At 63.8% G+C, this 22,287-nt stretch carries 23 protein-coding genes; 16 read left to right on the forward strand and 7 right to left on the reverse strand.

What is annotated here, in order from left to right:
• Position 1: 1 nt before the first annotated feature.
• From glcF to ACOXXX_RS09460, 4 genes are all read left to right on the forward strand, one after another.
• Positions 2-1,363: a glycolate oxidase subunit GlcF gene (glcF, locus tag ACOXXX_RS09445; RefSeq protein WP_422826320.1), complete on the forward strand. Its 1,362-nt coding sequence runs from the start codon at positions 2-4 to the stop codon at positions 1,361-1,363.
• A 168-nt stretch (positions 1,364-1,531) separates the two neighbouring features.
• Complete coding sequence (locus ACOXXX_RS09450; protein ID WP_422826321.1) at positions 1,532-2,257, forward strand: trypsin-like serine peptidase; 726 nt, start codon at positions 1,532-1,534, stop codon at positions 2,255-2,257.
• Complete coding sequence (locus ACOXXX_RS09455) at positions 2,257-3,081, forward strand: trypsin-like serine peptidase (RefSeq protein WP_422826322.1); 825 nt, start codon at positions 2,257-2,259, stop codon at positions 3,079-3,081. The genes ACOXXX_RS09450 and ACOXXX_RS09455 overlap by 1 nt, the downstream gene beginning before the upstream one ends.
• Positions 3,082-3,220: 139 nt before the next feature.
• A complete protein-coding gene (locus ACOXXX_RS09460; RefSeq protein ID WP_422826323.1) occupies positions 3,221-3,688 on the forward strand; it encodes an Hsp20 family protein in 468 nt (155 codons plus the stop codon).
• Between the two features lie 95 nt (positions 3,689-3,783).
• Here ACOXXX_RS09460 and ACOXXX_RS09465 read toward each other — a convergent pair whose 3' ends face one another.
• Together ACOXXX_RS09465 and ACOXXX_RS09470 are read right to left on the reverse strand one after the other, a co-directional pair.
• Entirely contained in the window at positions 3,784-5,943 is a 2,160-nt protein-coding gene (locus tag ACOXXX_RS09465) for an esterase-like activity of phytase family protein (RefSeq protein ID WP_422826324.1), read from the reverse strand.
• Between the two features lie 159 nt (positions 5,944-6,102).
• The gene (locus tag ACOXXX_RS09470) at positions 6,103-7,578 is read right to left on the reverse strand and encodes an NAD-dependent succinate-semialdehyde dehydrogenase (RefSeq protein WP_422826325.1); all 1,476 of its coding nucleotides are present in this window, start codon (positions 7,576-7,578) and stop codon (positions 6,103-6,105) included.
• Between the two features lie 78 nt (positions 7,579-7,656).
• On the opposite strand from ACOXXX_RS09470, the gene ACOXXX_RS09475 reads away from it, so the two are divergent.
• Together ACOXXX_RS09475 and ACOXXX_RS09480 are read left to right on the forward strand one after the other, a co-directional pair.
• A complete protein-coding gene (locus ACOXXX_RS09475; RefSeq protein WP_422826326.1) occupies positions 7,657-8,448 on the forward strand; it encodes an alpha/beta hydrolase in 792 nt (263 codons plus the stop codon).
• Between the two features lie 223 nt (positions 8,449-8,671).
• Positions 8,672-9,877 carry an aminopeptidase P family protein gene (locus tag ACOXXX_RS09480; RefSeq protein WP_422826327.1) on the forward strand — a complete coding sequence of 402 codons (1,206 nt, stop codon included), beginning with the start codon at positions 8,672-8,674 and terminating at the stop codon, positions 9,875-9,877.
• 45 nt (positions 9,878-9,922) lie between these two features.
• Here ACOXXX_RS09480 and ACOXXX_RS09485 read toward each other — a convergent pair whose 3' ends face one another.
• The 3 genes from ACOXXX_RS09485 to ACOXXX_RS09495 all read right to left on the reverse strand — a co-directional run bounded on the left by ACOXXX_RS09485 (position 9,923) and on the right by ACOXXX_RS09495 (position 11,440).
• Entirely contained in the window at positions 9,923-10,477 is a 555-nt protein-coding gene (locus ACOXXX_RS09485; protein WP_422826328.1) for a hypothetical protein, read from the reverse strand.
• A 78-nt stretch (positions 10,478-10,555) separates the two neighbouring features.
• Positions 10,556-10,891, reverse strand: coding sequence for a cupin domain-containing protein (locus tag ACOXXX_RS09490; RefSeq protein WP_422826329.1), 336 nt, complete (start codon positions 10,889-10,891; stop codon positions 10,556-10,558).
• Between the two features lie 120 nt (positions 10,892-11,011).
• Positions 11,012-11,440, reverse strand: coding sequence for an organic hydroperoxide resistance protein (locus ACOXXX_RS09495; protein WP_422826330.1), 429 nt, complete (start codon positions 11,438-11,440; stop codon positions 11,012-11,014).
• A gap of 120 nt (positions 11,441-11,560) precedes the next feature.
• Here ACOXXX_RS09495 and ACOXXX_RS09500 point away from each other — a divergent pair, with 120 nt between their 5' ends.
• From ACOXXX_RS09500 to ACOXXX_RS09545, 10 genes are all read left to right on the forward strand, one after another.
• Positions 11,561-12,004 carry a MarR family winged helix-turn-helix transcriptional regulator gene (locus ACOXXX_RS09500; protein ID WP_422826331.1) on the forward strand — a complete coding sequence of 148 codons (444 nt, stop codon included), beginning with the start codon at positions 11,561-11,563 and terminating at the stop codon, positions 12,002-12,004.
• Between the two features lie 121 nt (positions 12,005-12,125).
• Positions 12,126-13,202, forward strand: a complete 1,077-nt coding sequence (locus tag ACOXXX_RS09505; RefSeq protein WP_422826332.1) for a hypothetical protein — start codon at positions 12,126-12,128, stop codon at positions 13,200-13,202.
• An 82-nt stretch (positions 13,203-13,284) separates the two neighbouring features.
• Positions 13,285-13,470 (forward strand): hypothetical protein, encoded by a 186-nt coding sequence (locus tag ACOXXX_RS09510; RefSeq protein ID WP_422826333.1) that lies wholly within the window; start codon positions 13,285-13,287, stop codon positions 13,468-13,470.
• Positions 13,471-13,554: 84 nt separating this feature from the next.
• On the forward strand, positions 13,555-14,673 hold the full coding sequence (locus tag ACOXXX_RS09515) for a hypothetical protein (RefSeq protein WP_422826334.1): 1,119 nt from the start codon (positions 13,555-13,557) through the stop codon (positions 14,671-14,673).
• Between the two features lie 67 nt (positions 14,674-14,740).
• Positions 14,741-16,675, forward strand: coding sequence for an ATP-binding protein (locus tag ACOXXX_RS09520; RefSeq protein ID WP_422826335.1), 1,935 nt, complete (start codon positions 14,741-14,743; stop codon positions 16,673-16,675).
• On the forward strand, positions 16,675-17,283 hold the full coding sequence (locus ACOXXX_RS09525; RefSeq protein WP_422826336.1) for a hypothetical protein: 609 nt from the start codon (positions 16,675-16,677) through the stop codon (positions 17,281-17,283). The genes ACOXXX_RS09520 and ACOXXX_RS09525 overlap by 1 nt, the downstream gene beginning before the upstream one ends.
• Positions 17,280-18,641 (forward strand): DUF6638 family protein, encoded by a 1,362-nt coding sequence (locus ACOXXX_RS09530; RefSeq protein WP_422826337.1) that lies wholly within the window; start codon positions 17,280-17,282, stop codon positions 18,639-18,641. The genes ACOXXX_RS09525 and ACOXXX_RS09530 overlap by 4 nt, the downstream gene beginning before the upstream one ends.
• 3 nt (positions 18,642-18,644) lie before the next feature.
• Positions 18,645-18,911, forward strand: coding sequence for a hypothetical protein (locus ACOXXX_RS09535; protein ID WP_422826338.1), 267 nt, complete (start codon positions 18,645-18,647; stop codon positions 18,909-18,911).
• Between the two features lie 12 nt (positions 18,912-18,923).
• Positions 18,924-19,574 (forward strand): DUF1523 family protein, encoded by a 651-nt coding sequence (locus ACOXXX_RS09540; protein ID WP_422826339.1) that lies wholly within the window; start codon positions 18,924-18,926, stop codon positions 19,572-19,574.
• 123 nt (positions 19,575-19,697) lie between these two features.
• Positions 19,698-20,621 carry a calcium-binding protein gene (locus ACOXXX_RS09545; protein WP_422826340.1) on the forward strand — a complete coding sequence of 308 codons (924 nt, stop codon included), beginning with the start codon at positions 19,698-19,700 and terminating at the stop codon, positions 20,619-20,621.
• Between the two features lie 9 nt (positions 20,622-20,630).
• Here the strand turns inward: ACOXXX_RS09545 and ACOXXX_RS09550 are convergent, their stop codons facing one another.
• Complete coding sequence (locus tag ACOXXX_RS09550; RefSeq protein WP_422826341.1) at positions 20,631-21,503, reverse strand: dimethyl sulfoxide reductase anchor subunit family protein; 873 nt, start codon at positions 21,501-21,503, stop codon at positions 20,631-20,633.
• 1 nt (position 21,504) lies between these two features.
• On the reverse strand, positions 21,505-22,251 hold the full coding sequence (locus tag ACOXXX_RS09555) for a 4Fe-4S dicluster domain-containing protein (RefSeq protein ID WP_422826342.1): 747 nt from the start codon (positions 22,249-22,251) through the stop codon (positions 21,505-21,507).
• Between the last annotated feature and the right edge of the window lie 36 nt (positions 22,252-22,287).

Raw genomic sequence — 22,287 nt, forward strand, 5'->3', positions numbered from 1 at the left:
CATGCAAACGACCTTTTCGCCCGAACAGCTGGAAAAGCCCGACTTTGCCCGCAGCCATGACATTCTGCGCGCCTGCGTGCATTGCGGATTCTGCACCGCGACCTGCCCGACCTACCAGGTGCTGGGCGATGAGCTCGACAGCCCGCGCGGGCGCATCTACCTGATCAAGGACATGCTCGAGAACGAGCGGGTGCCGGATGAAAAGACGGTCAAGCATATCGACCGCTGCCTGAGTTGCCTGGCCTGCATGACAACCTGCCCGTCGGGTGTGCATTACATGCACCTGGTCGACCACGCCCGCGCCTATATCGAGGAACGGTACGAACGCCCCTGGTCCGACCGGGCTTTGCGCTGGATCCTGTCCAAGGTGCTGCCCTACCCGACCAGGTTCCGCGTGGCGCTGCTGGGTGCCAAGATCGGGCGGCCCTTCGCCTTTCTGATGCCCGACGCGCGGCTCAAGGCGATGCTGCAGATGGCGCCCCGGACGATTCCACCGGTCAGCCGCAACGACGACCCGCAAAGTTTCGCGCCGACCGCACCCCGCCGCAAGCGCGTGGCGCTGATGACCGGCTGTGCGCAAAAGGCGCTGAACACCGATATCAATGACGCGACCATCCGCCTGCTGACCCGGCTGGGCTGCGAGGTGGTGGTGGCCAAGGGCGCGGGGTGCTGCGGGGCGCTGACCCATCACATGGGCAAGGTCGGCGAAAGCCACAGAACCGCGGCGCTGAACATCCGCGCCTGGACGCGCGAGATTGACGGCGACGGGCTGGATGCGATCGTGATCAACACCAGCGGCTGCGGCACCACCGTCAAGGATTACGGCCACATGTTTCGCAATGACTCGCTGGCTGAGGATGCGGCGCGGATATCTGCGATTGCCAAGGATATCTCGGAGTTGCTGATGGAGTTGGCCGATGACACACCGCAAGAACAGGCCTCCCGCCCCGCGCGCGACAATATTGCCGGTATCGACGCCCCGCAAGAGGGCAAGCCTTGCCCCACAGGCCTGGTGGTGACCTATCACGCCGCCTGTTCGCTGCAGCACGGCCAGCAGATCAAGACCTTTCCCAAGGAACTGTTGAAACGCGCAGGGTTTACCGTGGTCGAACCCGCCGACAGCCACCTGTGCTGCGGATCTGCAGGGACCTACAACCTGATGCAGCCGGAAATCTCGGCCCGGCTCAAGGCGCGCAAGGTCCGCACGCTCGAGGCCAAGGCGCCCGATGTGATCGCGGCGGGCAACATCGGCTGCATGATGCAGATCGGAACGGGCACACAGGTGCCTGTCGTGCACACGGTCGAGCTTTTGGATTGGGCCGCGGGCGGGCCGAAACCACCCGCGCTTGATCGGACGGATTGAACCATTAACCGGGCGGCGATTGAGACGGATTTGCCCTAATTTCGCCTTATCCGCCCCGTACATCCGAAGCCATCTGCGGGAGATGTTTGCGTGCGTGTTGTTGTTGCCCTTTTTGTGGCGGTTTTCTGGACGGGTCCGTTGGCGGCCCAGGGGTTGGGTCTCTTTTCCATGGAGTCCCGGCAGGATGGTCGTGTGTGGGAGGCCGTCGGCCGACTTGAATTGTCAGGGCGGGCGTTCTGCACCGGCGCGCTGATCGAACCGAGGCTGGTGCTGACAGCGGCGCACTGCCTCTTCGACCCGGAAACCGGCGAACGGGTCCGGGCCGAGGATATCCAGTTCCTGGCCGGATGGCGCAACGGCCGGGCCGCCGCCTATCGCCATGTGCGCAAGGCCGAACCGCATCCCGAGTATGACTTTGCCGCGGCGTCCGACGCGTCGCGCGTGCGGGTCGATATCGCGCTGCTGGAGCTTCAGCATCCGATCCAGGATGGCGCGATCATCCCCTTCGAAACCGATGCCCGCCCCGAAACGGGTGCCAGCGTCGGCGTCGTGTCCTATGCACACGACCGGTCCGAGGCGCCCACCCTGCAAGAGCTTTGCAGCGTGCTGTCGCGCCAGCAGGGGGTGCTTGTGCTGTCCTGCTCTGTGGATTTCGGCAGCTCCGGCTCTCCGGTCTTCTCTTTCGAAAGTGGCAGCCCGCGAATCGTGTCCGTGGTGTCTGCCAAAGCCGAGGCCAATGGCGAACCGGTGTCTCTGGGCACTTCGCTGGCTGGACCGCTGGCGGAACTGCGCAAAATCATGGATGCGCCGCAGGGCCTCAGGCTGAACGGTACCAGCAGCCTGCGTGCGGGCAGCCGCAACACCACAACCGGTGCGAAGTTCGTGAAACCGTGATGCGGCGGGCCGTCCTGACCCTGCTGGCTCTGGTTCTGGCCCTGCCGGTCGCCGCGCAGACATCGGGCACCCTGACCCCGATGCAGCGCCGTGGCGAGATCCTGGGATGGGAGGCGGTGGGCCGGATCAACACGCCCAAGGGCATGTGCACCGGGGTGCTGATCGCGCCCGATGTGGCGCTGACAGCCGCGCATTGCGTCTATGAGGCGCACGGCGCGCGGATCCCCGCCAGGGACATCGTGTTCCGCGCCGGGTATCATCGCGGCACCTCCATGGCGGACCGGCGGGGGGCGGCGCTTTTCCCGCACCGGGCCTACAAGCACGATGTCAGCGGCCGCGTGTCAGGGGCGATGATGGCCTACGACGTGGCGCTGCTGCGGCTCGATGCGCCGATCAATTCGGCCGAGGCCGACCCCTTCAAGCTTTTCAACGGCGACATGGGCAATCTGCCGGTGAGCGTCGTGTCCTACGGGCAGGACCGGGCGGAATACCTGTCACGGCAGGCGGAATGCGCGGTGCTGCGGCGCTACCGCAATGGCCAGATCGCGTTCGACTGCAACGTCACCTACGGGTCCTCCGGCGCGCCGGTCTTTGCCCGGCAGGATGGCCGCATCCGCATCGTATCGCTGATTTCGGCGATGGCCACCGAACAGGATGGCGACCGGCTGGGCGAATCTTACGGCATGGCCCTGCCCGGCGTGGTGGCGCAGTTGATGGGGGAAATGCGCCGTGACAACGCCCGGCCAAAGGCCAGCGCCGGGGCGCGACGCGTCTCTGTCGGGCAGCGTATGACCAGCGGCGGCGCGCGGTTCGTGCGCCCCTGACAAGGGTCTTGAAACCGCGGTTTCGGCTTCCAATATGTGCATGACCGGGGCGCCTCTTCTGGGTCCCGGGACGATCAACCGCCTGTCCCATGTCGGGAAGGCGTACTTGAAAATGGTATCGCTCAATGGAGGATGACCCATGCGAAGCTTTGATCTTGCACCGCTTTACCGTGCAACCGTCGGTTTTGACCAAATTGCCGACATGATGGACCGGGTGCTGGCCAACGACGTGGCCCAGCCGACATATCCGCCCTACAACATCGAAAAAACCGCCGACGATTCCTATCGCATCTCGATCGCCGTGGCCGGCTTCTGTGACGCCGACCTGAACGTCGAAGTGAAGGATCACGCGCTTGTCGTGTCCGCCCGCAAAGTCGAAGACACGCAAGAGCGCACCTATCTGCATCGCGGCATCGCCACCCGCGCGTTCGAGCGTCGGTTCCAGCTGGCCGATCACGTCCGCGTCGTCGGCGCAAGCCATGCCGACGGCATGCTGCACATCGACCTTGAGCGCGAGATTCCCGAAGCGCTGAAACCGCGCCGGATCGAAATCGCCAAGGCCGACAGCGTGTCCAAGGACGTCGTGGACGCTAAATCGGTGAACTGAGGCAGGGGGCCGGGTGGGCCGGCACCTTTCGCCAGACCAAAAGAACGCCCCGCAGATCACTCTGCGGGGCGTTTGCGTTTGCACGGGACTGCGCGTCAGAGCTGGCCGATGGTCCAGAAGAACGTCTCGCCCGAACTGTCGTCGACCCCGTCGTTGTCGGTGCTGACCCAGGCGGTGCCGTCTTCGAAGATCGCCAGCCCCTCGACCTTGTCGACGACGTAGCCGCCCCAGGCCTTGAGGTCGGGGATCAGGTCGCGGACCTCTTCCTTGCTGACCACGGGCAGGTCGCCACCGATCGGCGCGGGCACCATTTCAGCGGCAGGAATGCGGTAGATCTTCTTGATCTTTGCCGCCTCGCCGATCTGGTTGTCGCGTTCAATCACATAGACGTAATCGCCGTGCGCGACGATTTCCGACAGGCCGGTCCAACCGGTGTCAACCGCGGCCTTGGGGTAGAGGACGGCGCCCCATTCCTCGGTCTCGGTGTTGTAGGCGACCAGCTTGACGTGATCCTTGGGATCGCCGCCCCATTCGCGCTGCACGGCCATCCAGAGCCAGTCACCAGTCTTGGTGATGCCTTCGAAGCCAAAGCGCTTTTCACCGGCCAGCAGATCGGCGGGCAGCGCGATCTCCTGCTCGATCTCGCCCTTGGCGTTGACGTGGTACAGGCCGTGCGGAACCATCCGGTCGGTGCGCCCTTCGGAGGCGACCCAGAAACCGCCGTCGCCATCAAGCGTGATGCCCTCCATATCGAGCTTTTGCGCCGGGTGCCCGCCGCGGGTGACGGCCATTGCGTCGGTGATCTGCGCCGGCGTGACCGAGGTGTCGATGGTGAAGATCGTCGGCTGATAGCCATAGAAGCTGTCGTTCACGGCATAGACCGTGCTGCCCTCGCCCGCGACCATGCCAGAGATCGCGCCCCAACCGATCAGGCTGTCCGCCCCGGCGCTGGTCAGGGTCGGATAGGTGGCCTGGCCTTCGGCGTATTCGAAGATCATCACGTGCGCGCGCACGCCGCCATCCTCGACCAAGTCGGTTTCGTTGGCCGAGATCAGAAGGTTGCGGTCCGGCAGCGCGACATAGCCTTCGGGCCCGATGCCCGAGGGCAGGATCTGTTTCAGCACCGGGTTCGCCGGATCGGTGGCATCGTAAACCCCCACGGCAGAGCCGCGTTCGGACCCGACGAAGACCATCGGCGTGCCGTCGAAGGTGGCGGTTTCGATGGATTCGGGTTCCACCCCCTTGGCATCCGACCGTTTGTCCGGGTAATGGCCGATCTGGATCAGCGCCTGTTCAAAGCTGGTGCCGGATTCGTAGACGACCGTGCCGTCCTTGTTGAAGATCGTCCAGCCGCGCGAGCCGCCGTCCATGTCGCCCTCGTTCGCGGTGGCGAAGTGGTCGTCGTCAAGCCATTTCACCGCATCGGGTTCCCGTACGCGGCCCGGCTGGCTTTCATCGAAAATCAGCGCGGCGCGTTCATCGGTAGCGTCGATCCCGTCAAGATCGACCGCCCCGGCAGAGAAGTGATTGAGGATCGACCCGTCGCGGGCGACCACGACCATGTGGTTGTTTTCCTGCATGGTCATCACGGTTTCACCCAGGCTGTTGATATCGACGAATTCCGGTTCGGGATCCTCGGGGCTGACCTCGGCCAGGCCGGTGACGTCGACCGTCTTCAGCGTCGCGCAGTCGGCAGAGGTGCCTGCGACATCGACCATGACCAGGAAGCCGGCGGGCATCTGGCCGGTGCGGCCATCGCCTGCATCCTCGTCCCGTTCATTTTCGATGGCGATGGACAGAAAGCTGCCGTCCTTGGCGATGACGATCGAATCCGGCTGGCCGCCCAGATCGCAGCGGCCGATTTCGGCGCCGCTGTCGAGGTCGATGGCCAGCAGGTGGCCCGACGGGTCGGTATAGCTTGCAGAGGTGTTCACGCCGACAAAGGCGGTGCGCCCCTGGATGGCAACCGATGTCGGCTCTCCGTCCAGCGCGATGTTGCCCAGCGGTTTGGGGTTGGCGGGGTCACTGATGTCGATGCGGCCCAGCACGCCCAGCGGGCTGTCGGTGTAGGCCAGCGTCATGCCGTCGGCGGTGGCGGCGATGATCTCGGCCGAGGTTTCGCGCGCCGTGTCTTCGCCGTCGGCCATGTTGTGCGGCGTGGCAAAGCTGGCGATACGGTTGAAACTCATGTCGGCCATCGCGGAACCGGCGGTCAGCGCGGCGATGGAGGTCAGGCAAAGAAGGTGTTTCGGCATCAAAGTCCCCGGAATTGTTGTCTGGGGGCTAGGTGAGCCACAGCGGTGACGCCCGTGTGACGGTTGCGTAACAGATGCATGACAGCGCCGCGCGGGCCAAAAAGAAACCCGGCGCGCAGGATCACCGCGCGCCGGGTCGATCATGGGGTGCCGGTCGGATCAGACCGACAGACAGACGTATTTCATCTCAAGGTAGTCGTCGATGCCGTGGTGGCTGCCTTCGCGGCCCAGGCCCGACTGCTTGACGCCGCCGAAGGGCGCGACCTCGGTCGAGATAATGCCGGTGTTCACGCCGACGATGCCGTATTCCAGCGCCTCGGCCACCTTGTAGACGCGGCTCAGATCCTTGGCGTAGAAATACGACGCAAGGCCGAAGATGGTGTCGTTGGCCAGTTCGATCACCTCGTCCTCGTCCTCGAACTTGAAGAGCGGGGCGAGCGGGCCAAAGGTTTCCTCGGTCGAGAACGCCATCTCCTTGGTCGCACCGGTCACGATGGTCGGGCCGAAGAAGTTGCCGGACATCTCGTGCTCTTCACCGCCCAGGATCACCTTTGCGCCCTTGGCCTTGGCATCTGCGATATGCTCCTGCACCTTGTCGAGCGCATCGTGGTTGATCAGCGGGCCAAGCTCGGTGCCGTCTTCCAGACCGTCGCCGACCTTCATCTTCTCGACGCGCGCTTTCAGCTTTTCGGCAAAGGCGTCATATACCCCCGCCTGCACATAGATGCGGTTCGCGCAGACGCAGGTCTGGCCGTTGTTGCGGAACTTGCACATGATCGCCCCTTCGACGGCGGCATCGAGGTCGGCGTCATCGAACACGATGAACGGCGCGTTGCCGCCCAGCTCCATCGAGCATTTCATCACCTGATCGGCGGCCTGCTTGAGCAGGATGCGCCCCACCTCGGTCGAGCCGGTGAAGGTCAGCTTGCGCACGGCGGGGTTTTCGCAGAACTCCTTGCCCACGGCCGAGGACGAGGACGAGGTTACGACGTTGAAGACACCTGCGGGAATGCCTGCGCGTTCCGCCAGAACCCCCAGCACGATGGCCGACAGCGGCGTTTCCTTGGCCGGGCGTGCGACAAAGGCACAGCCCGCCGCAAGCGCCGGGCCGCATTTGCGGGTGATCATCGCGTTGGGGAAGTTCCACGGCGTGATCGAGGCCGCGACGCCGATGGGCTGTTTCAGCACCATGATGCGCTTGTCGCGCTGGTGGCCGGGAATCATCTCGCCGTAGACGCGCTTGGCCTCTTCGCCAAAGAATTCGATGAAGGACGCGCCATAACCGATCTCGCCCTTGGCCTCGGCCAGCGGCTTGCCCTGTTCGGCGGTCAGGATGACACCCAGATCGTGCTGGTTTTCCATCATCAGGTCGAACCACTTGCGCAGCACGCCTGCGCGTTCCTTGCCGGTCCAGCTGGCCCATTCCTTCTGCGCCGCATGCGCCTGCGCGATGGCATCGGCGACCTGTTCGCGGCTCAGGTCCGCGACTTCGGCGATGACATCGCCGCGCGCCGGGTTGGTTACGTCGAACGTGCCGTTGTCGCCATCGATCCACTGGCCGCCCACATAGGCGCGGGTTTCCAGAAGTGATGGATCCTTGAGCAGGCTGGCAAGATTTGTTGTCTGGTCGAGCATGATATTCTCCGGTTTTGATACTGCCTCTGGCAGATCATCTGCTATGCCTATAATCCAGCGCCCTGCGGAGGGAAAGTGATGGACCTGGACGATGCCTATGCCAACGCGGCCCATATTCCCGGGGCCGAAGCCTTTCCGCTGCGGTGGGCGGCGGAGGCCGAGACGTTTCGGCAAAGGCTGGGGGTCACGGGGCGGGCGCGCCTTGGATTGATGTACGGGCATGCAACGCGGCAGGCGTTCGATCTGTTCCTGCCCGACCTCACGCCGCGCGGCCTGTTGATCTTTGTGCACGGCGGCTATTGGCGGCGGTTCGACCGGTCCGACTGGTCGCATTTCGCCACGGGCGCGCTGGCGCGGGGCTGGGCCGTGGCGATGCCGTCCTACGATCTTTGCCCACGCGTGCGGATCAGCGCCATCACCCGGCAGATCGCCCAGGCCGTGACCGTCGCCGCGAACGAGGTGCCGGGACCGATCCGGCTGGCGGGCCATTCCGCGGGCGGGCATCTGGTCGCGCGGATGATCGCGCCTGATATGCTGACACCCGAAGTGGCGGAGCGGATCGAACACGTCATGCCGATCTCGCCGCTGGCGGACCTGCGCCCGCTGATCAAGACGCAGATGAACGACGACCTGCGGCTCGACAAGGACGAGGCGCTGGCCGAAAGCCCGGCCTTGCAGCAGCGCCTGCCGGTGCCCGTCACGGTCTGGGTGGGGGCCGACGAACGGCCGGTGTTTCTGGATCAGGCGATGCTGCTGGCCAAGGCCTGGCGCTGCGGCCATATCATCGACGATGGCAAGCACCATTTCGACGTGATCGACGGGCTGCTGGACCCGGAAAGCGCGATGATGCGGCGGCTTCTGACGCTCTGATCGCTGCGGCTGCACCTGTTCGCCGGATGGCCCGCAAATCACGCTTGCCAGATCGCGATTTCAGGCGTAACGCCACGCTCAGAGGCGGGCGATGGCGTCGCCCGGCGCCGCATGCGGCACCTTTTTCCTGTCCTGAACGCCGGGACCTTTCTTTGCCGCATGCGCGGTGGGGGCGGGTCACTGACACTCCCCCGCCCGGTGCGGCGGTTGATCGGAGGGTCACATGTCGGAACGTCCTGAATTCTATCGCTTTCACAACGGTCAAAAGGCGCCATTGCCGTTTAACGCCGCCGAATACGACGCGCGCCTCAAGGGCCTGCGCGCGATCATGGCCGACCTTGGGGTCGATGCCTGCGTCTTCACCTCGATGCACAACATCGCCTATTACTCGGGCTTCCTCTACTGCAGCTTCGGGCGGCCCTACGGGCTTGTCGTGACAGCGCAGGAATCGGTCACGATCAGCGCGGGCATAGACGCAGGCCAGCCCTGGCGGCGCTGTCACGGCGACAACATCACCTACACCGACTGGCAACGCGACAATTTCTGGCGGGCGATCCTGTCGGTCACGGGCACCGGACGGGCCATCGGGTTCGAAGAGGATCACCTGACACTTCAGGGGTTGGCCACGCTCGATGCCTTTCTGGCCCCGTCCCGCAAGATCGCGGTCAACGACGCCACGATGCGCCAGCGGATGAGGAAATCAGCCGCCGAAATCGCGCTGATCCGCGAAGGCGCTCGGGTGGCGGATGTGGGTGGCTATGCCATCAAGGACGCGATCCGCGCAGGCACCCGTGAAATCGACGTGGCCATGGCGGGCCGCGACGCGATGGAGGCCGAGATTGCGCGCGCCTTTCCCGATGCCGAATACCGCGACACCTGGGTCTGGTTCCAGTCGGGACTGAACACCGATGGCGCGCACAACCCGGTCACCGGCCGGGTGCTGGAGCGGGGCGATATCCTGTCGCTGAACACCTTTCCGATGATCTCGGGCTATTACACCGCGCTGGAACGCACGCTTTTCGTGGAAGAGGTCGACGACGCATCGCTCGCCATCTGGGAAGCGAACGTGGCGACCCATGAATACGGCATGTCTCTGCTCAAGCCCGGTGTCAGCTGCGCCGAGGTCACGCACAAGATCAACGCCTTTCTGGCGGACCGCGATCTGCTGCAATACCGCACCTTCGGCTACGGCCATTCCTTTGGGGTGCTGTCGCATTTCTACGGGCGCGAGGCCGGGCTGGAACTGCGCGAGGATATCGACACGGTGCTGGAACCGGGCATGGTCATCTCGATGGAGCCGATGCTGACCCTTCCGGACGGTCAGCCGGGTGCCGGCGGCTACCGTGAACACGACATCCTGATCGTGACCGAAGACGGCAACGAAAACATCACCGGCTATCCCTACGGACCGGCCTTCAACGTGGTGTGATACGGACCGCGGCCCCGGATCGTCCCGGGGCCGCGTGACCCAGGCCTACTGGCCGAACCCGGACAGGGCGGCGAAATCCATCGCCTCAAGGGCGGCCATCATCGTGTCGGTATCCGCGCCCGATACCTGAATCAGGAAACGGTTGGCGACCAGTCCCGTCATTTCGTTATCCTGCACCATGAAGCGCTGGCGGCCGACGCGTTCGACCTTGAGCCCCATCGCCGCGGCATTGGTGACCATCGCGGCCATGCTGGCCACCATCGGATTGTCGGCCATCATCGTGATCTTGTAGGATTTGCCGCCGTCGTCCTGGGTATAGGTCGCCTCGGCCCCGACGCCGCCGCCCATCATCGCCAGACCCTGGTTCATCTCGGTATTGACCTCGCGCGTCCAGCCATCCGGCGCGGCGGGCAGGAAGGCGCCCAGGGCGTCGGTCTTTGCCTCGAGCAGCTTGTTGCGGGCGAAATCAAGCTCGTCCAGCGCGTACTGGATGTCGCCATCGGCATAGGCCTCTTGCGCGGCGGTCAGGGCGTCGGAAATTTCGTCTGCCGCGGCAAGCGATGGCAGGACAAGGAAAAGGGAAAGCAGGATGGATTTCATAATGGCCCCGTCACAATGTGAATATGGCCGAAGTCTAGCCATGCGCACGCGGCCCGCAAGCCGGGAATCCCTGACCCTTCAAAGCCGGATCACGTATTCCTTGCGCGTGGTTTCGACCACGTCCCAAGTGCCCGAGAAACCGGGGCGCAGGATGAAACTGTCGCCCGCCCGGTAAGTCTGCGGCGTGCCGCCATCCTCGGTCAGGATCGAAACGCCGGACAGGATGCGGCAGTATTCCCATTCGTCATACTGGATGCGCCATTTGCCGGGCGTCGCCTCCCAGATGCCGCAGTAGAGCCCGTCACGCTCTTCCAGGTTCCAGGTTGTGAACCGCGGATTCCCAGCGATCACCCGGTCCGGGGCCGGTGCATCGTGTTCGGGTTCGACCGAGGCTATGACAGGAAAAAGGTGCATGATCGGGCTCCGCGCTTTGCTGCGGACAGTAGGGCCGGTATCGCGGCCCGTAGCAAGCCCAATCCAAAGCGGCGGACGGTCCCGGGCCCGCCCGCAGGCGGCCCGGGATTTTCAAAGCAGTCAGGCCAGGCGTGGCGTGACCGACAGGCCTTGGGTCACGGCGTTGGAATAGGGGCAGACATGGTGCCCGCCGGCGATGAGATCGCGGGCGGTCTTTTCGTCCATTCCCGGCAGATCGACCTTGATCGTGACATCCAGGCCAAAGCCGTTGTCCTCGCGCGGGCCGATGCCGACAGTGACATGCACCTTGGCGTCATCCGGCACCTTGATCTTTTCCTGGCTGGCATAGTGGCGCATCGCCCCCATGAAGCAGGCCGCGTAACCGCTGGCAAAGAGCTTTTCGGGGTTAAGCCCGTCACCGCCCGGTCCGCCCATTTCCTTGGGCACGACCAGATCGGCCGAAAAAGTCCCGTCGTCGGTGCCGGTCTTGCCGTCACGGCCCCCACCGGTGGCGGTGGCGGATGTGGTGTAGATGACTTCCTTGGGCATGGGTGCCTCCTTCTTTTCGGTTTACGCCGTGAGCGTTTAAATCGTGTGCGATTAAACTTAGCCTGCTTCGACAAACGTCAAGAGCCTTGCGATCAGTCGCGCGCGATATAACTATATCCTATGACTGACACCCGCACAGGCCCCGTCGGGTTGGAGCAGATGATCTGCTTTGACCTATATGCCGCGAACCACGCATTCGGACGGGTCTACCAGCCCCTGCTCGAACCGCTGGGCCTGACCTATCCTCAGTACCTCGTGATGATCCAGCTTTGGGCCGAGGCACCGCTGCGCGTGGGCGAGATTGGCCAGAGGCTCGGCCTTGGCTCCAACACGCTCACCCCCTTGCTCAAGCGGTTGGAAGCTGCCGGGTACGTCACGCGGCGCCGTGACACCGACGACGAACGCCGGGTCAGCGTCGATCTGACCGAAGCGGGGCGCAAGCTTCACGCCACAGCCGATCACATCCCGGGCTGCGTCGCCCGGGCCACCGGCATGACGATGGCAGAATTGCGCGCGCTACAGGCGCAGTTGCGGCGGCTCTCCGCAGAATTGCTGCACCCCTGACCGCATTGCGCTTTCCATTGCCGCGCGGTTTTGCAAAACTCTGGCCAAACCGAAGATGAAGGGATGTAAATCCTTTTTACATTCCTATATTGACCGTCAAGTGATTGAACCGGAGGACCCCATGTCAGAGTTCGATGCGCAAGTGCGCGAAAGCCAGGAGCAGGTGCTTGAGGCGCAGACCAAGATCGCCGAGCTGACGACGCGGATCGAAACCGCCCGTGCGAAGATGAAGTCGGGCGACGACGCGATGATCGACATCGAAAACGCCTCGCTCGAGGATGTGCACGCCCATACGGATGTGATGAACGCCAATATCGCGGAACTGATCATGGGGCTGGACGACGTGACGGCGGCCTTTTCGAAAGACTTTGACGAGATGCGCACCAAGACCGGCTGGGAAACCTTCGTCGGCATCTTCTCCGACGCCAAGGCGGAATCAATGCGGCAGGACCGGATCCGGATGGCCAGCATAGACGACAAGCTGCAGGACCTGATCGGCAAATCCGATGTGATCGTCGGTCTGCTCGAAGGGCAGCTGACGATGCTGAACGAACAAAAGGCATCGGTCGAGAGCAATCTGGCCGAGACGCTGGACGAACGCGAAATGACCGTGGGCGAGCTTGAGGCCGTGAAGGCCGAAATCCTGGCGATGGACCCGAAGATCATCGAGCTGGAAAACAAGATCAGCGTCGAACAGGACGCCGCCGCGCGCACCAAGCTGGAAACCGAACTGGCGGATGTGAACGCCCGCTACAACGCGCTGGTGCAGGACGAACAGGTCAAGCTCGCAAAATCCCAGACGCTTGAGCGCTACATCGAGAAGGGCAAGACCTGGATCGACAGCCTGCAGAACCAGGCGGCGACGCAGATGGTCCTGATCAACAAGCTGCGCACCGACACCAAGCAGCGCGTGGTGCTGTACGACGCGCTGTCCAAATCGCTCAAGACCGCGCAGCAACAGGACGTCGCGCACCGGATCAACGAGATCGGCGTGCAAACCGACAAGGAAGCGCAGGCCGCCATGGCGGCCATCGGGACGGCCACGAACCAGCGCATGGCCGACATGATGGAAAAACACGAGGACCACATGGTCTTTGCCCGCGAGGTGCTTGAGCAGAAGGCCAAGGCCGACGAACGCTTTGCCCGCCGGTTCGCTCAGATCGTCGAGAAGCACGACAAGAACCTGTACGGCGCGTGATCCGATGCCGCTTGGCACCGCCAGATCCGTCTTGCGAAGCGCCGGTCCGGCGCTGTGGCTGGTCGGCTCGGCCGCAGCCGCGATGGTGACCTTGGCAGCCTTTATGCACGGCGCCGATACGGTCGGGTCCATCACGGCCTTCGTGGCCGTCGGCTGTCTGCTCAGAACCTTCGGGGTTGGCGGAGGGAGCCGCCGGGACGACGATACCACCAGCCACGGCGGCACGGGGGCGGGCGACTGGCTCGCGAACGGCGAAAACGATGACTGACCGCTGGCACGCTTCGGTGAGTGGTCGGGGCACCCTGACGGCATCCGGTCCCCGATGCTTGGCGACGCATGGCCCGGAGATAACATGACCGACTTTTCCCACGACCATGTCGGCCTGAGCGAGCAATTCGCCAGCCGACGCTATTTCGCCAAGTTCGAGGCGATCACCGCCCACCTGGGCCGGGTCGCCGCCGTCCTGCAATCCGAAGGACGGCTGAGCAAGGAAGAGGTCTATGTCATCGCCCGCTACGTGCGCGGGCTGGCGTTTACGTTTCGCGCACTGAGCATGAAATACCTGCTGGTCGGGCGCGACACCGGGCAGTTCTTCGGCTCCATTACCATGGACGATTGCGACTCGGGTTTTCCGGTCGCGTCGGAACTCCTGGTGATGGCCAATGACGCCCAGCAGGCCGGGCGGCACCTGTCCAACATGCCAGGCACGAAGGCGCTGAAATCGCAGATGGTCGAGCAGATCATCGGCCAGAAGAGCCTGCCCACAAGGCTGCAATTCGCGCTCAGCCAAAGGCTTTACTACGAGGAGCTGGCGCGCGGTCAGCTGTTCTGGGCGCGCAACGACCCCGAGGCGCGCTGGCTGGAAGGGTCGCATCCGCGCACCCGCTACATGATCCACTGGGCGGTCTACGACACGCAGGTCAACCTCCCGACGATCTACCTGATGGAGGTCGAGGATACGGGCCGCACCGCCCTGCCCGTGGACGAGCGCCGCTGGCCCGAGGTGCAGGCGCATCTGATGGGCCAGGCCCTTGGCGGGCTGAAACTGCTGACCATCGCCAAGGCGTTCGACGAGACGTTCGACGACCTGCACCCCAAGCGCCTGCGCCGGCTGCACGTAGGGCCGATGTATTCGCACGCCTTCACCCGGCAATCCGGCCCGATCCGCGACGTTCTGGCCGAAGCGCGCGCACCGCGGGGGCAGGACTGGGCGCTGGCCTTCACGCTGGAAGAGCTGGAAAGCGAACGCGCGGTCGAGGAACGCGCCGGCTGGTTCGGCACGGTGGAGCGCGAGATCTTCGCGCTCGATCCTTTTGCGGGCCGCGGCGCCGATACCGGCGCCACGCGGACGGATCGGATGATCGTGTTGCCCGAACGCCCGTTTCAGGTGCTGGCGGAAAAGAACCCGCCCGGATTTGCCACGGTGCGCAAGTTCGTGGTCAGCCCGGCGGGCCGGGTGCTGGTGTACTGAGCGTGGCGCGCAAAGGGACCGCGGCGATGAGTATTTTTGCCAAGAAGAAGCCGGGGACGGAGACAAGATGAGCCTGACATCCGATCTGATGGAGCTGCGCGAAGAGGATATTCGCAAGCATTACGCCGCCGCCGTGGCGCTGCTGGAGGGGTTCGATCATACCCCTCGCATCGCCAAGGCGGGGGCCGCGCCCGCGCCCGAACGGTCGACTGGCCTCGGCACGCGCCGCGCCTTTCGCAGCACCACGCCGGGGCTGGTGACACGCCGCACCGCGCGGCCCGAAGGCGTGCAGCTGATCGCCCGGATCGAGGCGGCGGACGGCGACGATCCGCTGGTATCGCCCCTGCAGGCCAGCGTGATGACCACCCTGCGCCGGGCGCTGGCCATCGCGCTGGCGGTGGGCGAGACATTTTCCGACGCCACCGGCCTTGGCGATCTGAAACGCGCCAACCTGCAGGGATCGTTGGGCGGAGATCAAAAGACCGCCTTTGCCGAACTGCTGAGTGCCGAGGCGCTGGCGGTGGCGCATGTCTTTGGCAATGCGCTGGCTTTCCTGCTAGGGCCGCAGATGACCGAGGTGTCGGTCGAGGTGGGCGAGGTCGAGGAGTTGCTGACCGACAACGCGCAGGTGGCGCTGCACGGGCTGCTGTGGGAGCTGGATCAGGACATCGAGGCGCATGCGGCAGACGACGCGCGGCTGGTGGCGACGGTCGCCGCTTTTGCCGAACAGGTGATGGAAAAGGTTGCCCTGCGCGCGCAGGGGGCGGCGCGGCTGGAGGCCTTTACCGGTGCGGGCTGGCGGGTCGAGGCGGATGATTTCACCATCCGCGGTTTCACGCCCGCAACCCGCGCGCGCGGCACGACCCTGACCATGCAGTTCAAGAAACCGCATCAGGTGGTCGGCAACCACATCGCCAAGTACCAGGCGATGCGGCTTGCCAAGATGCTCATGGCCTATGACTTCGACCGCAAGCTGAACCCCTTTGCCGAACTTGGCGGCTTCATCTTCACCTTCATGGGGGATGGCAAACCCGGGACGGGCAAGACCACGCTCATCCAGATGATGGCGGGGCTGATCAACGATTATTGCCAGGTGGCAGGCTATCCCTTCCGCTATCAGAACCTGTCGACCGACAACATCGACAGCTACCAGGGCAAGTCTGGCCAGAACGCCAAGGCCTTCATCGACAACATTCTTGACCCCAATGTCATCGGCTTTGGCACCATCGACGATATCGACACGCTGGCGGGCAAGCGCGGCGACAGACAGTCGTCTGCCGGGCAGCTGGAAATCACTTCGGTTCTTATGGAGAGCTTTGCCGGGGCCAACACGGTGGTGCGCGGCAACTGCACCTTTGGCATGTTCTCGAACTATCCCGAAAACGTGGATGACGCTTTGCGCCAGCGGGCCGGTGCGCGGTTTCTGGTGGACGGGCCGCAGACGCGGGACGATTACATCGACATCCTCGCGCTCCTGATGGGCAAGAACCACGACATCCCGCTGGGCGATCACGACCTTTACGAGGCGCAGGCGATCCAGAAGGCGGTGGCGGCGAGTTTTGAATCGCACTCCCGCCCGCATGAGGCCGGTCTGCTGGAGGTGTTCGACCGGGTGCATGCCTCGGTCGGCGAGTTGGACACGATCGCCAAGCTCGGCACGTATCTGAAGGCCATTCAAGAGGCGGACGAGCGGTTCACCGGCCGCGCGATCAAGAACATCACCGACGCGGTCAAGGTCCGGGCGATGGACTTTGAACTGCCGGATGAGTGGATGGAGGAGCCGGAGCTATTCCTCTTCAAAAGCTACGACGAAAAGGCCGCGATGATTTCCGACCTGCGCAAGCCCATCACCGTCGAGATGGTGATACAGGAGATCAACCGCTACGCGGACAGCGAATTCCGCTATGCCGACAAGTCGGACGAGGCCGCCATCGAGGCGATGGTGCGCGACTTCGGACGGCAGGAAGAGGCGAAGAAACGGTATCTGGAGGGGAAGGTTTGATGTGGGGGCTTCCCCAGACATCTGATACTTTAATTGCCCTTGGTACCTTGATTGCCGGGAGCGCGGCTCTGTGGGGCGCTTATACTGCTTCCAAAGGCCTTGATCGATGGAAGAACCAGAAAGAGTGGGAAGACAATCGTCAACTGGCGCGTGACATGGCACTGATCGCCAGAGAGTGCTCTGACTATTTCCATTCCTTTCGGAGCCCATTTATGTCGGCAGGCGAGATGGACATGGCCTTTGAGGACAAATTCGAAAAGGCGGTCGATCGGTTCAGCGAGAGAGAAAAGAATGAAGCATCAGCTCTTGCTATGAGTCGTCGACTACAGCGACTTAACGATCCAATGCAAAGACTTTATCCCAGACTTATTGAAGCAGACCTTTTGTGGGGGTCACAACTTGAGCGAGATCACTCCGAAATGCGACGAATGATAAATCGAGTTGTGACCGCACATGAGCTTCAGGACATGGGTTCTAACCGCGAAGAGAATAACGAATATCGCCGAACAGCATATGGCATGCGCGATGATGAGATTGGTCAAGATTTCGAATTGATCGTTAAGAGGATTATTGCCGAAGCCAAACGTAAAATTGGGCAATCCCGATGAAACGCTTGATCGAAGCTGGTCTCATGTTCGGCAACCTCATCGAGGTCGACAGCCCCGCGCTGGTCGAGCGGTACAACCGCGCGCTCAAGCATCTCGCGGGCAAGACAACGGCGCTGACAGATTTCCACATCGACATCTCGGGCTACAGCCCCGAGATCGGGGATGAGTTGAACGATCACCTCTATCTCAACCACAATGGCGTCAACCGACAGTTCATCCTGCTGACCACCCAGCAGAAGACCGCGCCGCTGCTCAACGCCAAATTCTCGACCTCGCGCGATATCCTGCGGCAGTTCATCGACGAGAACGAGCGCGAGCTTTTCGCGCTCACCGCGCGCGACGCGGTGGCGGGCGAGTTGCTGAATTCGGTCTATGATGTCAGCGATCCGGTGCGGCTGTTCGACATCCACACCGTCAGGATCGAGGCGGATACCACCAGCGGCACGGTGCGCGATGCCGACCGGCTGGCGCACATGGTGGACCGGTTCATGACCGAGGAGGACGCCTGGTACGACGACGTGCTGATCGCCGACATGATCACGCTTTCCAAGAAAACCGGCGACGTGGTGCGCAACCCGGTGCGGCTGAAACAGATGGAGTTCCGGCAGGAGAATTTCTGGACCGCGCATTTCGGCGGCATGTACATCTTTCGCACGGTCGAGGAACCCGCCGTCATCATGGGCGGCAACTGGGCCGCGCCCGGCAAACTGCCGATCGAATACGTGATCAACACCACCGACCGGAACCGGGTCGCGATCTTTCTGGACGTGAACGACCTGGTCGAACCCATCGTCAAGGCGCGCGGCGTCGATGCGGCGGCGATCCTGCGGCAGAAGATGGATTTCATCGTTGTCGATGCGGCGCAGGACGCAGGGCTTGATCTGACCGGCGCCACCCGCCGCGACATCCGCAATCTGGCGCGCCGCCATTCCGACCGGCTGCCCGAGGCGTGGCACGGGCTGAACCGGCTGGTGAACTGGGCCGAGGGCGTGGGCGACTGGCCGCATATCTCTTCGGACCATCCGAGCTATTTCCTGACGCTGCGGGCGGCGGATACGCCCGACAAGGATCTGGTCAACATGCTGCTCGCGGAAATGGCGCCAATGGACATCCGGCAGCTTTTCATCTGCCACAAGAGCCTGTTCTACCGCCAGTACGCCGACTGGGGCGAAACCAAGAAATCCTACGTTGTGGATTTTCTGACCCGGGAATATCAGGTGGACAAGGTGGGGGCACGCCGCGCACTCTTTGGGCACGAGGCCCCGATGGCGGAACCGGATCCGACGCCGCCGCCCGCGCCTGCGCCCAAGGACGATCTGATCGCCCGCGTGGGTCCCTGGGGCGCTGTCAGGAGGTAACGCATGTTCGCATTCGCCCGGCTGATGATCATCGCCTTCGTGGTGCTGACGATCGTCTATATCTGTGTGTCGCTCTATTCCCGCTCGGTCCGGCGCGGCAAGCTGCGGGCCGAATGGGACGAGGAAGGCATGACCGGCGACAAGGAAGCCTTTGTCGAGCAGGGGTTGAAGGAGTATGACAATTCTCTGCGTCGCAAGTTGATCCTTGGGGTCTATATCGTACCGATGTGTCTGGTGGGCCTGATCATCTACCTGAACAATTTTCACTGAAGGGGCCGCAACATGGTCTACGTCAAATGGGTGTTCATCCTGACCTTCTGGGGGCTGGTCGCGGCTGTGCTGCACTACACCCTTCCGCAGAAGGACATCGTGCGGATCACCGACACCTATGTCGAACGCATCGACTTTGGCGAGAATTCGATCTTCTGGGCGCATCCCGCGACCGGCGACAATCCTAACCCGGTGAACCGCGACGTGTTCTTTATCCAGACCTTCCAGGCCAACAACAAGCCGATGATCTACCGCAACGAGGATACCGGCTGGGGCTGGCCGCCGTATTTCAAGTTCGACACCTCGAACCTGCAAGCCGAAGCGTCGGATCTGGAATCCAAGACCACCGGCGGCGCGGCGCAATGGGCCTTGGTCCGGCATTACGGCTGGCGGAACGAATTCCTGTCGATCTATCCCAACGCAATCTCGGTCCGGGCCGTCGACGGGCCGGATGCCAGCAAGGGCATTCCCTGGATCAACATCATCATCCTGACGACGCTGGCCGCCGTCGTCTGGGCGATCTGGGTGCGCTGGCGGCGGTTCCGGCAAAACCGCATCGACCCGGTCCTGACCGATGTGGGCGACAGTTTCGAGGCGGCGGGCGATTCCTTTGCCGAACGGCGCGGGCGCTTCCGCCGCTGGCTTGACACCTGGCGCAAGTGACCGGCCACCGGTCACATTGTTGCGCATTTGAGCCATAATCTCTGCGTATTTGCTGTGTAGTTTCCGCTCTGGAGCGCCCCCGATCCGTCGGGCGGCGGCAGAGCAGCAAAGGACGCAGAGCCTATGTTTACGATTATCGGACTTGTCGGTGTGGCGCTGACGGGCGGCGCCCTGGCTGCCATCCTCGAGGACAACAACATCATCTTCGGCAGCCGCGACGAGGACGAGATCGACGCCGGGGGCGGTGATGATTTCGTGCAGGGCCGCCACGGACATGACCTGATCGACGGCGGCGAAGGCAATGACACGCTTTATGGCGCGCAGGGTCACGACACGCTGATCGGCGGGCCGGGCGATGACGTCATCCATGCCGCGCAGAACAACGACCTGCTGCAGGGCGACGCGGGCAACGACAGCCTTTACGGTGGCGTCGCGCATGACACGCTCGAGGGCGGCGAAGGCAACGATCTGCTGGACGGCCAGACCGGCCGCGACGACCTGAGCGGCGGCGACGGTGACGACACCCTGCTGGGCGGGGCCGGTTTCGACACGATGTCGGGCGACGCGGGCAACGACTTGCTGCAGGGGCATGTGTCGCACGACTGGCTGGACGGCGGGATCGGCGACGACACGCTCGAGGGTGGCAATGGCCAGGACACGCTGATCGGCGGCGAAGGGGTCGACGTTCTGGACGGCGGGCGCGGCGACGATGTGATCGCTGCGGGTGCGGGCGATCACGCGACCGGCGGGTCGGGCAACGACACCTTCGTGCGTGTGATCGACGACGGCCCCGAGGCCTATTTCGAGGATTTCACCCCCGGACAGGACACGCTGGTGGTGACCTATCCCGACGGCGACGACGTGCCCGAGTTCGACGATCTGCTGATGACCTACGACGCCGAATACGACGAAACCGAGGTCACGCTGACGACCGACGCCGGGCCGCGGCTGGTGTGCTTTCTGCCCGGTGTCACACCTGCCGAGATCACGCCCGACATGGTCGATTTCCTGAGCCTGAGCGAAGCGACAGCCCTGCTGGCCGCGTAAACCGAACCGCTACCGCGCACCGTAGTAAAGGCCGACCACATGCTCGGCCTCGGCAAAGAACAGCCAGCGCGCGACAAGCACCCCGGCGATATGGCACAGCACCGCGATCACGGCGAGGCCGTGGCCAAAGGGCAGGAGCAGCGCCAGCACCGGGAGCACAAGCATCAGGATCAGCGCGATGATCCGCAGCTTCATCCCGTGACGTCGGCCCACGACAAAGACCATTTCGCGCATCAGGTAGTTGCTGCCGGTATGCGGCGGCTCGAAGGCCCGCACCGCGCCGCGAGAGCCAAGGCCCGTGGCGGTGCCGATGTCGGTGCCCGACGCCGCCAGCCTCCGGTCGCCCGTCACCCACCAGATCACCTGCACCGCACCTGCCGCCAGCAAGAGCGCCAGCGCGATGCTGACCCGCCCCGCCAACAGCGCGCCGCCCGCCAGCGACAGCGCCAGGAAAAGCGCCGGGGTCAGCGGGGTGAACCAGCGCGGCACGGTCCTGAGCTGGGTGTAGATCATCGAGGTGGTGAAGACCGTGCCAAGGCTGAGCAGAGCGCCGAGCCACCCCAACGGCACCAGGGTCACGCCGAAGAACACCAGCCCTGCCGCATAGATCCCCATGACCACGAGCGCTGCGACGGCGCAGCACGCCTCGCGGCTGAGCCAGCTTGTCCGCCATTGCGAAAACGCCTTGAGCGCGCGTTCCGGATGGCCCAGATGCAAGGCCGAGGACATGAGCCCGCCCACCGCCATCACGTAGCCGATGAGGAAGAACACGAAGGCGATCCAGCCCGTGGGCGGCGTCGGGTCGATGCCAAGCCAGAACAGCAGCCCCAGCCCCAGGCCGGAAAAGGTGGTGAAGGCGATGATGGACGGCGCGGGGTGCATGTCAAAGCTTCTCCAGCGTCTTGTCGAGCCATCCCAGGAAGCCGCGCGGCTCTTCCGCGACGGGTTCGAGGAAAGGCGCCAGAACCGACTGGTCGGTCCAGCTGTCCCTGGGTCGCGGCGGCAGGTACTTGTTGACGGGCTTGGTGCCCTGTTCGGGCATCAGGTCGATGCCGCCACGGTCGGCCACCAATTGGCTGACGGCGCTGTCGGGATCGCCCAGATCGCCGAAATGCCGCGCGCCCGACGGGCAGGTGCGCACGCAGGCGGGCACCCGGTCCACTTCGGGCAGGTTGTCGTTGTAGATCCGGTCGACGCAGAGCGTGCATTTCTTCATCACGCCCTCGGCCGCGTCCATTTCGCGCGCGCCGTAGGGGCAGGCCCAGGCGCACAGGCCGCAGCCGATGCAGTCGGATTCGTTGACCAGCACGATGCCATCCTCGGTCCGCTTGTAGCTGGCGCCGGTGGGGCAGACGGTGACGCAGGGTGCGTCTTCGCAATGCAGGCAGGATTTCGGGAAATGCACCAGCTGCGCCGGGCCGGTTTCGGGCTGCACCTCGTAGCTGTGCACGCGGTTGAGGAAGGTGCCGCTGGGATCGGCGCCGTAGGGCTCCTGATCGCTGAGCGGAGCGCCGTAGTTTTCGGTGTTCCAGCCCTTGCAACTGACCACGCAGGCGTGACAGCCGACGCAGGTATCCAGGTCGATGACCAGCCCCATCTTGCGGTCGGTCCTGGTTGGCAGGTCGGTCATAGTCTTGCCCCCCTCGCGCGCGGAATGCCTGCGGCA

This window comes from Thalassococcus sp. BH17M4-6, from assembly GCF_049323015.1.
In the GTDB taxonomy this organism is placed as follows: domain Bacteria; phylum Pseudomonadota; class Alphaproteobacteria; order Rhodobacterales; family Rhodobacteraceae; genus Puniceibacterium.

What these genes read in the sequence shown, in the direction of transcription:
- ACOXXX_RS09465 (WP_422826324.1), bottom strand. Translation starts at nt 5,943, where the DNA reads ATGCCGAAACACCTTCTTTGCCTGACCTCCATCGCCGCGCTGACCGCC.
- ACOXXX_RS09550 (WP_422826341.1), bottom strand. Translation starts at nt 21,503, where the DNA reads ATGCACCCCGCGCCGTCCATCATCGCCTTCACCACCTTTTCCGGCCTG.
- ACOXXX_RS09520 (WP_422826335.1), top strand. Translation starts at nt 14,741, where the DNA reads ATGAGCCTGACATCCGATCTGATGGAGCTGCGCGAAGAGGATATTCGC.
- ACOXXX_RS09470 (WP_422826325.1), bottom strand. Translation starts at nt 7,578, where the DNA reads ATGCTCGACCAGACAACAAATCTTGCCAGCCTGCTCAAGGATCCATCA.
- ACOXXX_RS09545 (WP_422826340.1), top strand. Translation starts at nt 19,698, where the DNA reads ATGTTTACGATTATCGGACTTGTCGGTGTGGCGCTGACGGGCGGCGCC.
- ACOXXX_RS09475 (WP_422826326.1), top strand. Translation starts at nt 7,657, where the DNA reads ATGGACCTGGACGATGCCTATGCCAACGCGGCCCATATTCCCGGGGCC.
- ACOXXX_RS09490 (WP_422826329.1), bottom strand. Translation starts at nt 10,891, where the DNA reads ATGCACCTTTTTCCTGTCATAGCCTCGGTCGAACCCGAACACGATGCA.
- ACOXXX_RS09540 (WP_422826339.1), top strand. Translation starts at nt 18,924, where the DNA reads ATGGTCTACGTCAAATGGGTGTTCATCCTGACCTTCTGGGGGCTGGTC.
- ACOXXX_RS09525 (WP_422826336.1), top strand. Translation starts at nt 16,675, where the DNA reads ATGTGGGGGCTTCCCCAGACATCTGATACTTTAATTGCCCTTGGTACC.
- ACOXXX_RS09480 (WP_422826327.1), top strand. Translation starts at nt 8,672, where the DNA reads ATGTCGGAACGTCCTGAATTCTATCGCTTTCACAACGGTCAAAAGGCG.
- ACOXXX_RS09460 (WP_422826323.1), top strand. Translation starts at nt 3,221, where the DNA reads ATGCGAAGCTTTGATCTTGCACCGCTTTACCGTGCAACCGTCGGTTTT.
- ACOXXX_RS09455 (WP_422826322.1), top strand. Translation starts at nt 2,257, where the DNA reads ATGCGGCGGGCCGTCCTGACCCTGCTGGCTCTGGTTCTGGCCCTGCCG.
- ACOXXX_RS09530 (WP_422826337.1), top strand. Translation starts at nt 17,280, where the DNA reads ATGAAACGCTTGATCGAAGCTGGTCTCATGTTCGGCAACCTCATCGAG.
- ACOXXX_RS09555 (WP_422826342.1), bottom strand. Translation starts at nt 22,251, where the DNA reads ATGACCGACCTGCCAACCAGGACCGACCGCAAGATGGGGCTGGTCATC.
- ACOXXX_RS09495 (WP_422826330.1), bottom strand. Translation starts at nt 11,440, where the DNA reads ATGCCCAAGGAAGTCATCTACACCACATCCGCCACCGCCACCGGTGGG.
- ACOXXX_RS09500 (WP_422826331.1), top strand. Translation starts at nt 11,561, where the DNA reads ATGACTGACACCCGCACAGGCCCCGTCGGGTTGGAGCAGATGATCTGC.
- ACOXXX_RS09450 (WP_422826321.1), top strand. Translation starts at nt 1,532, where the DNA reads ATGGAGTCCCGGCAGGATGGTCGTGTGTGGGAGGCCGTCGGCCGACTT.
- ACOXXX_RS09485 (WP_422826328.1), bottom strand. Translation starts at nt 10,477, where the DNA reads ATGAAATCCATCCTGCTTTCCCTTTTCCTTGTCCTGCCATCGCTTGCC.
- ACOXXX_RS09505 (WP_422826332.1), top strand. Translation starts at nt 12,126, where the DNA reads ATGTCAGAGTTCGATGCGCAAGTGCGCGAAAGCCAGGAGCAGGTGCTT.
- ACOXXX_RS09535 (WP_422826338.1), top strand. Translation starts at nt 18,645, where the DNA reads ATGTTCGCATTCGCCCGGCTGATGATCATCGCCTTCGTGGTGCTGACG.
- ACOXXX_RS09515 (WP_422826334.1), top strand. Translation starts at nt 13,555, where the DNA reads ATGACCGACTTTTCCCACGACCATGTCGGCCTGAGCGAGCAATTCGCC.
- glcF (WP_422826320.1), top strand. Translation starts at nt 2, where the DNA reads ATGCAAACGACCTTTTCGCCCGAACAGCTGGAAAAGCCCGACTTTGCC.
- ACOXXX_RS09510 (WP_422826333.1), top strand. Translation starts at nt 13,285, where the DNA reads ATGGTGACCTTGGCAGCCTTTATGCACGGCGCCGATACGGTCGGGTCC.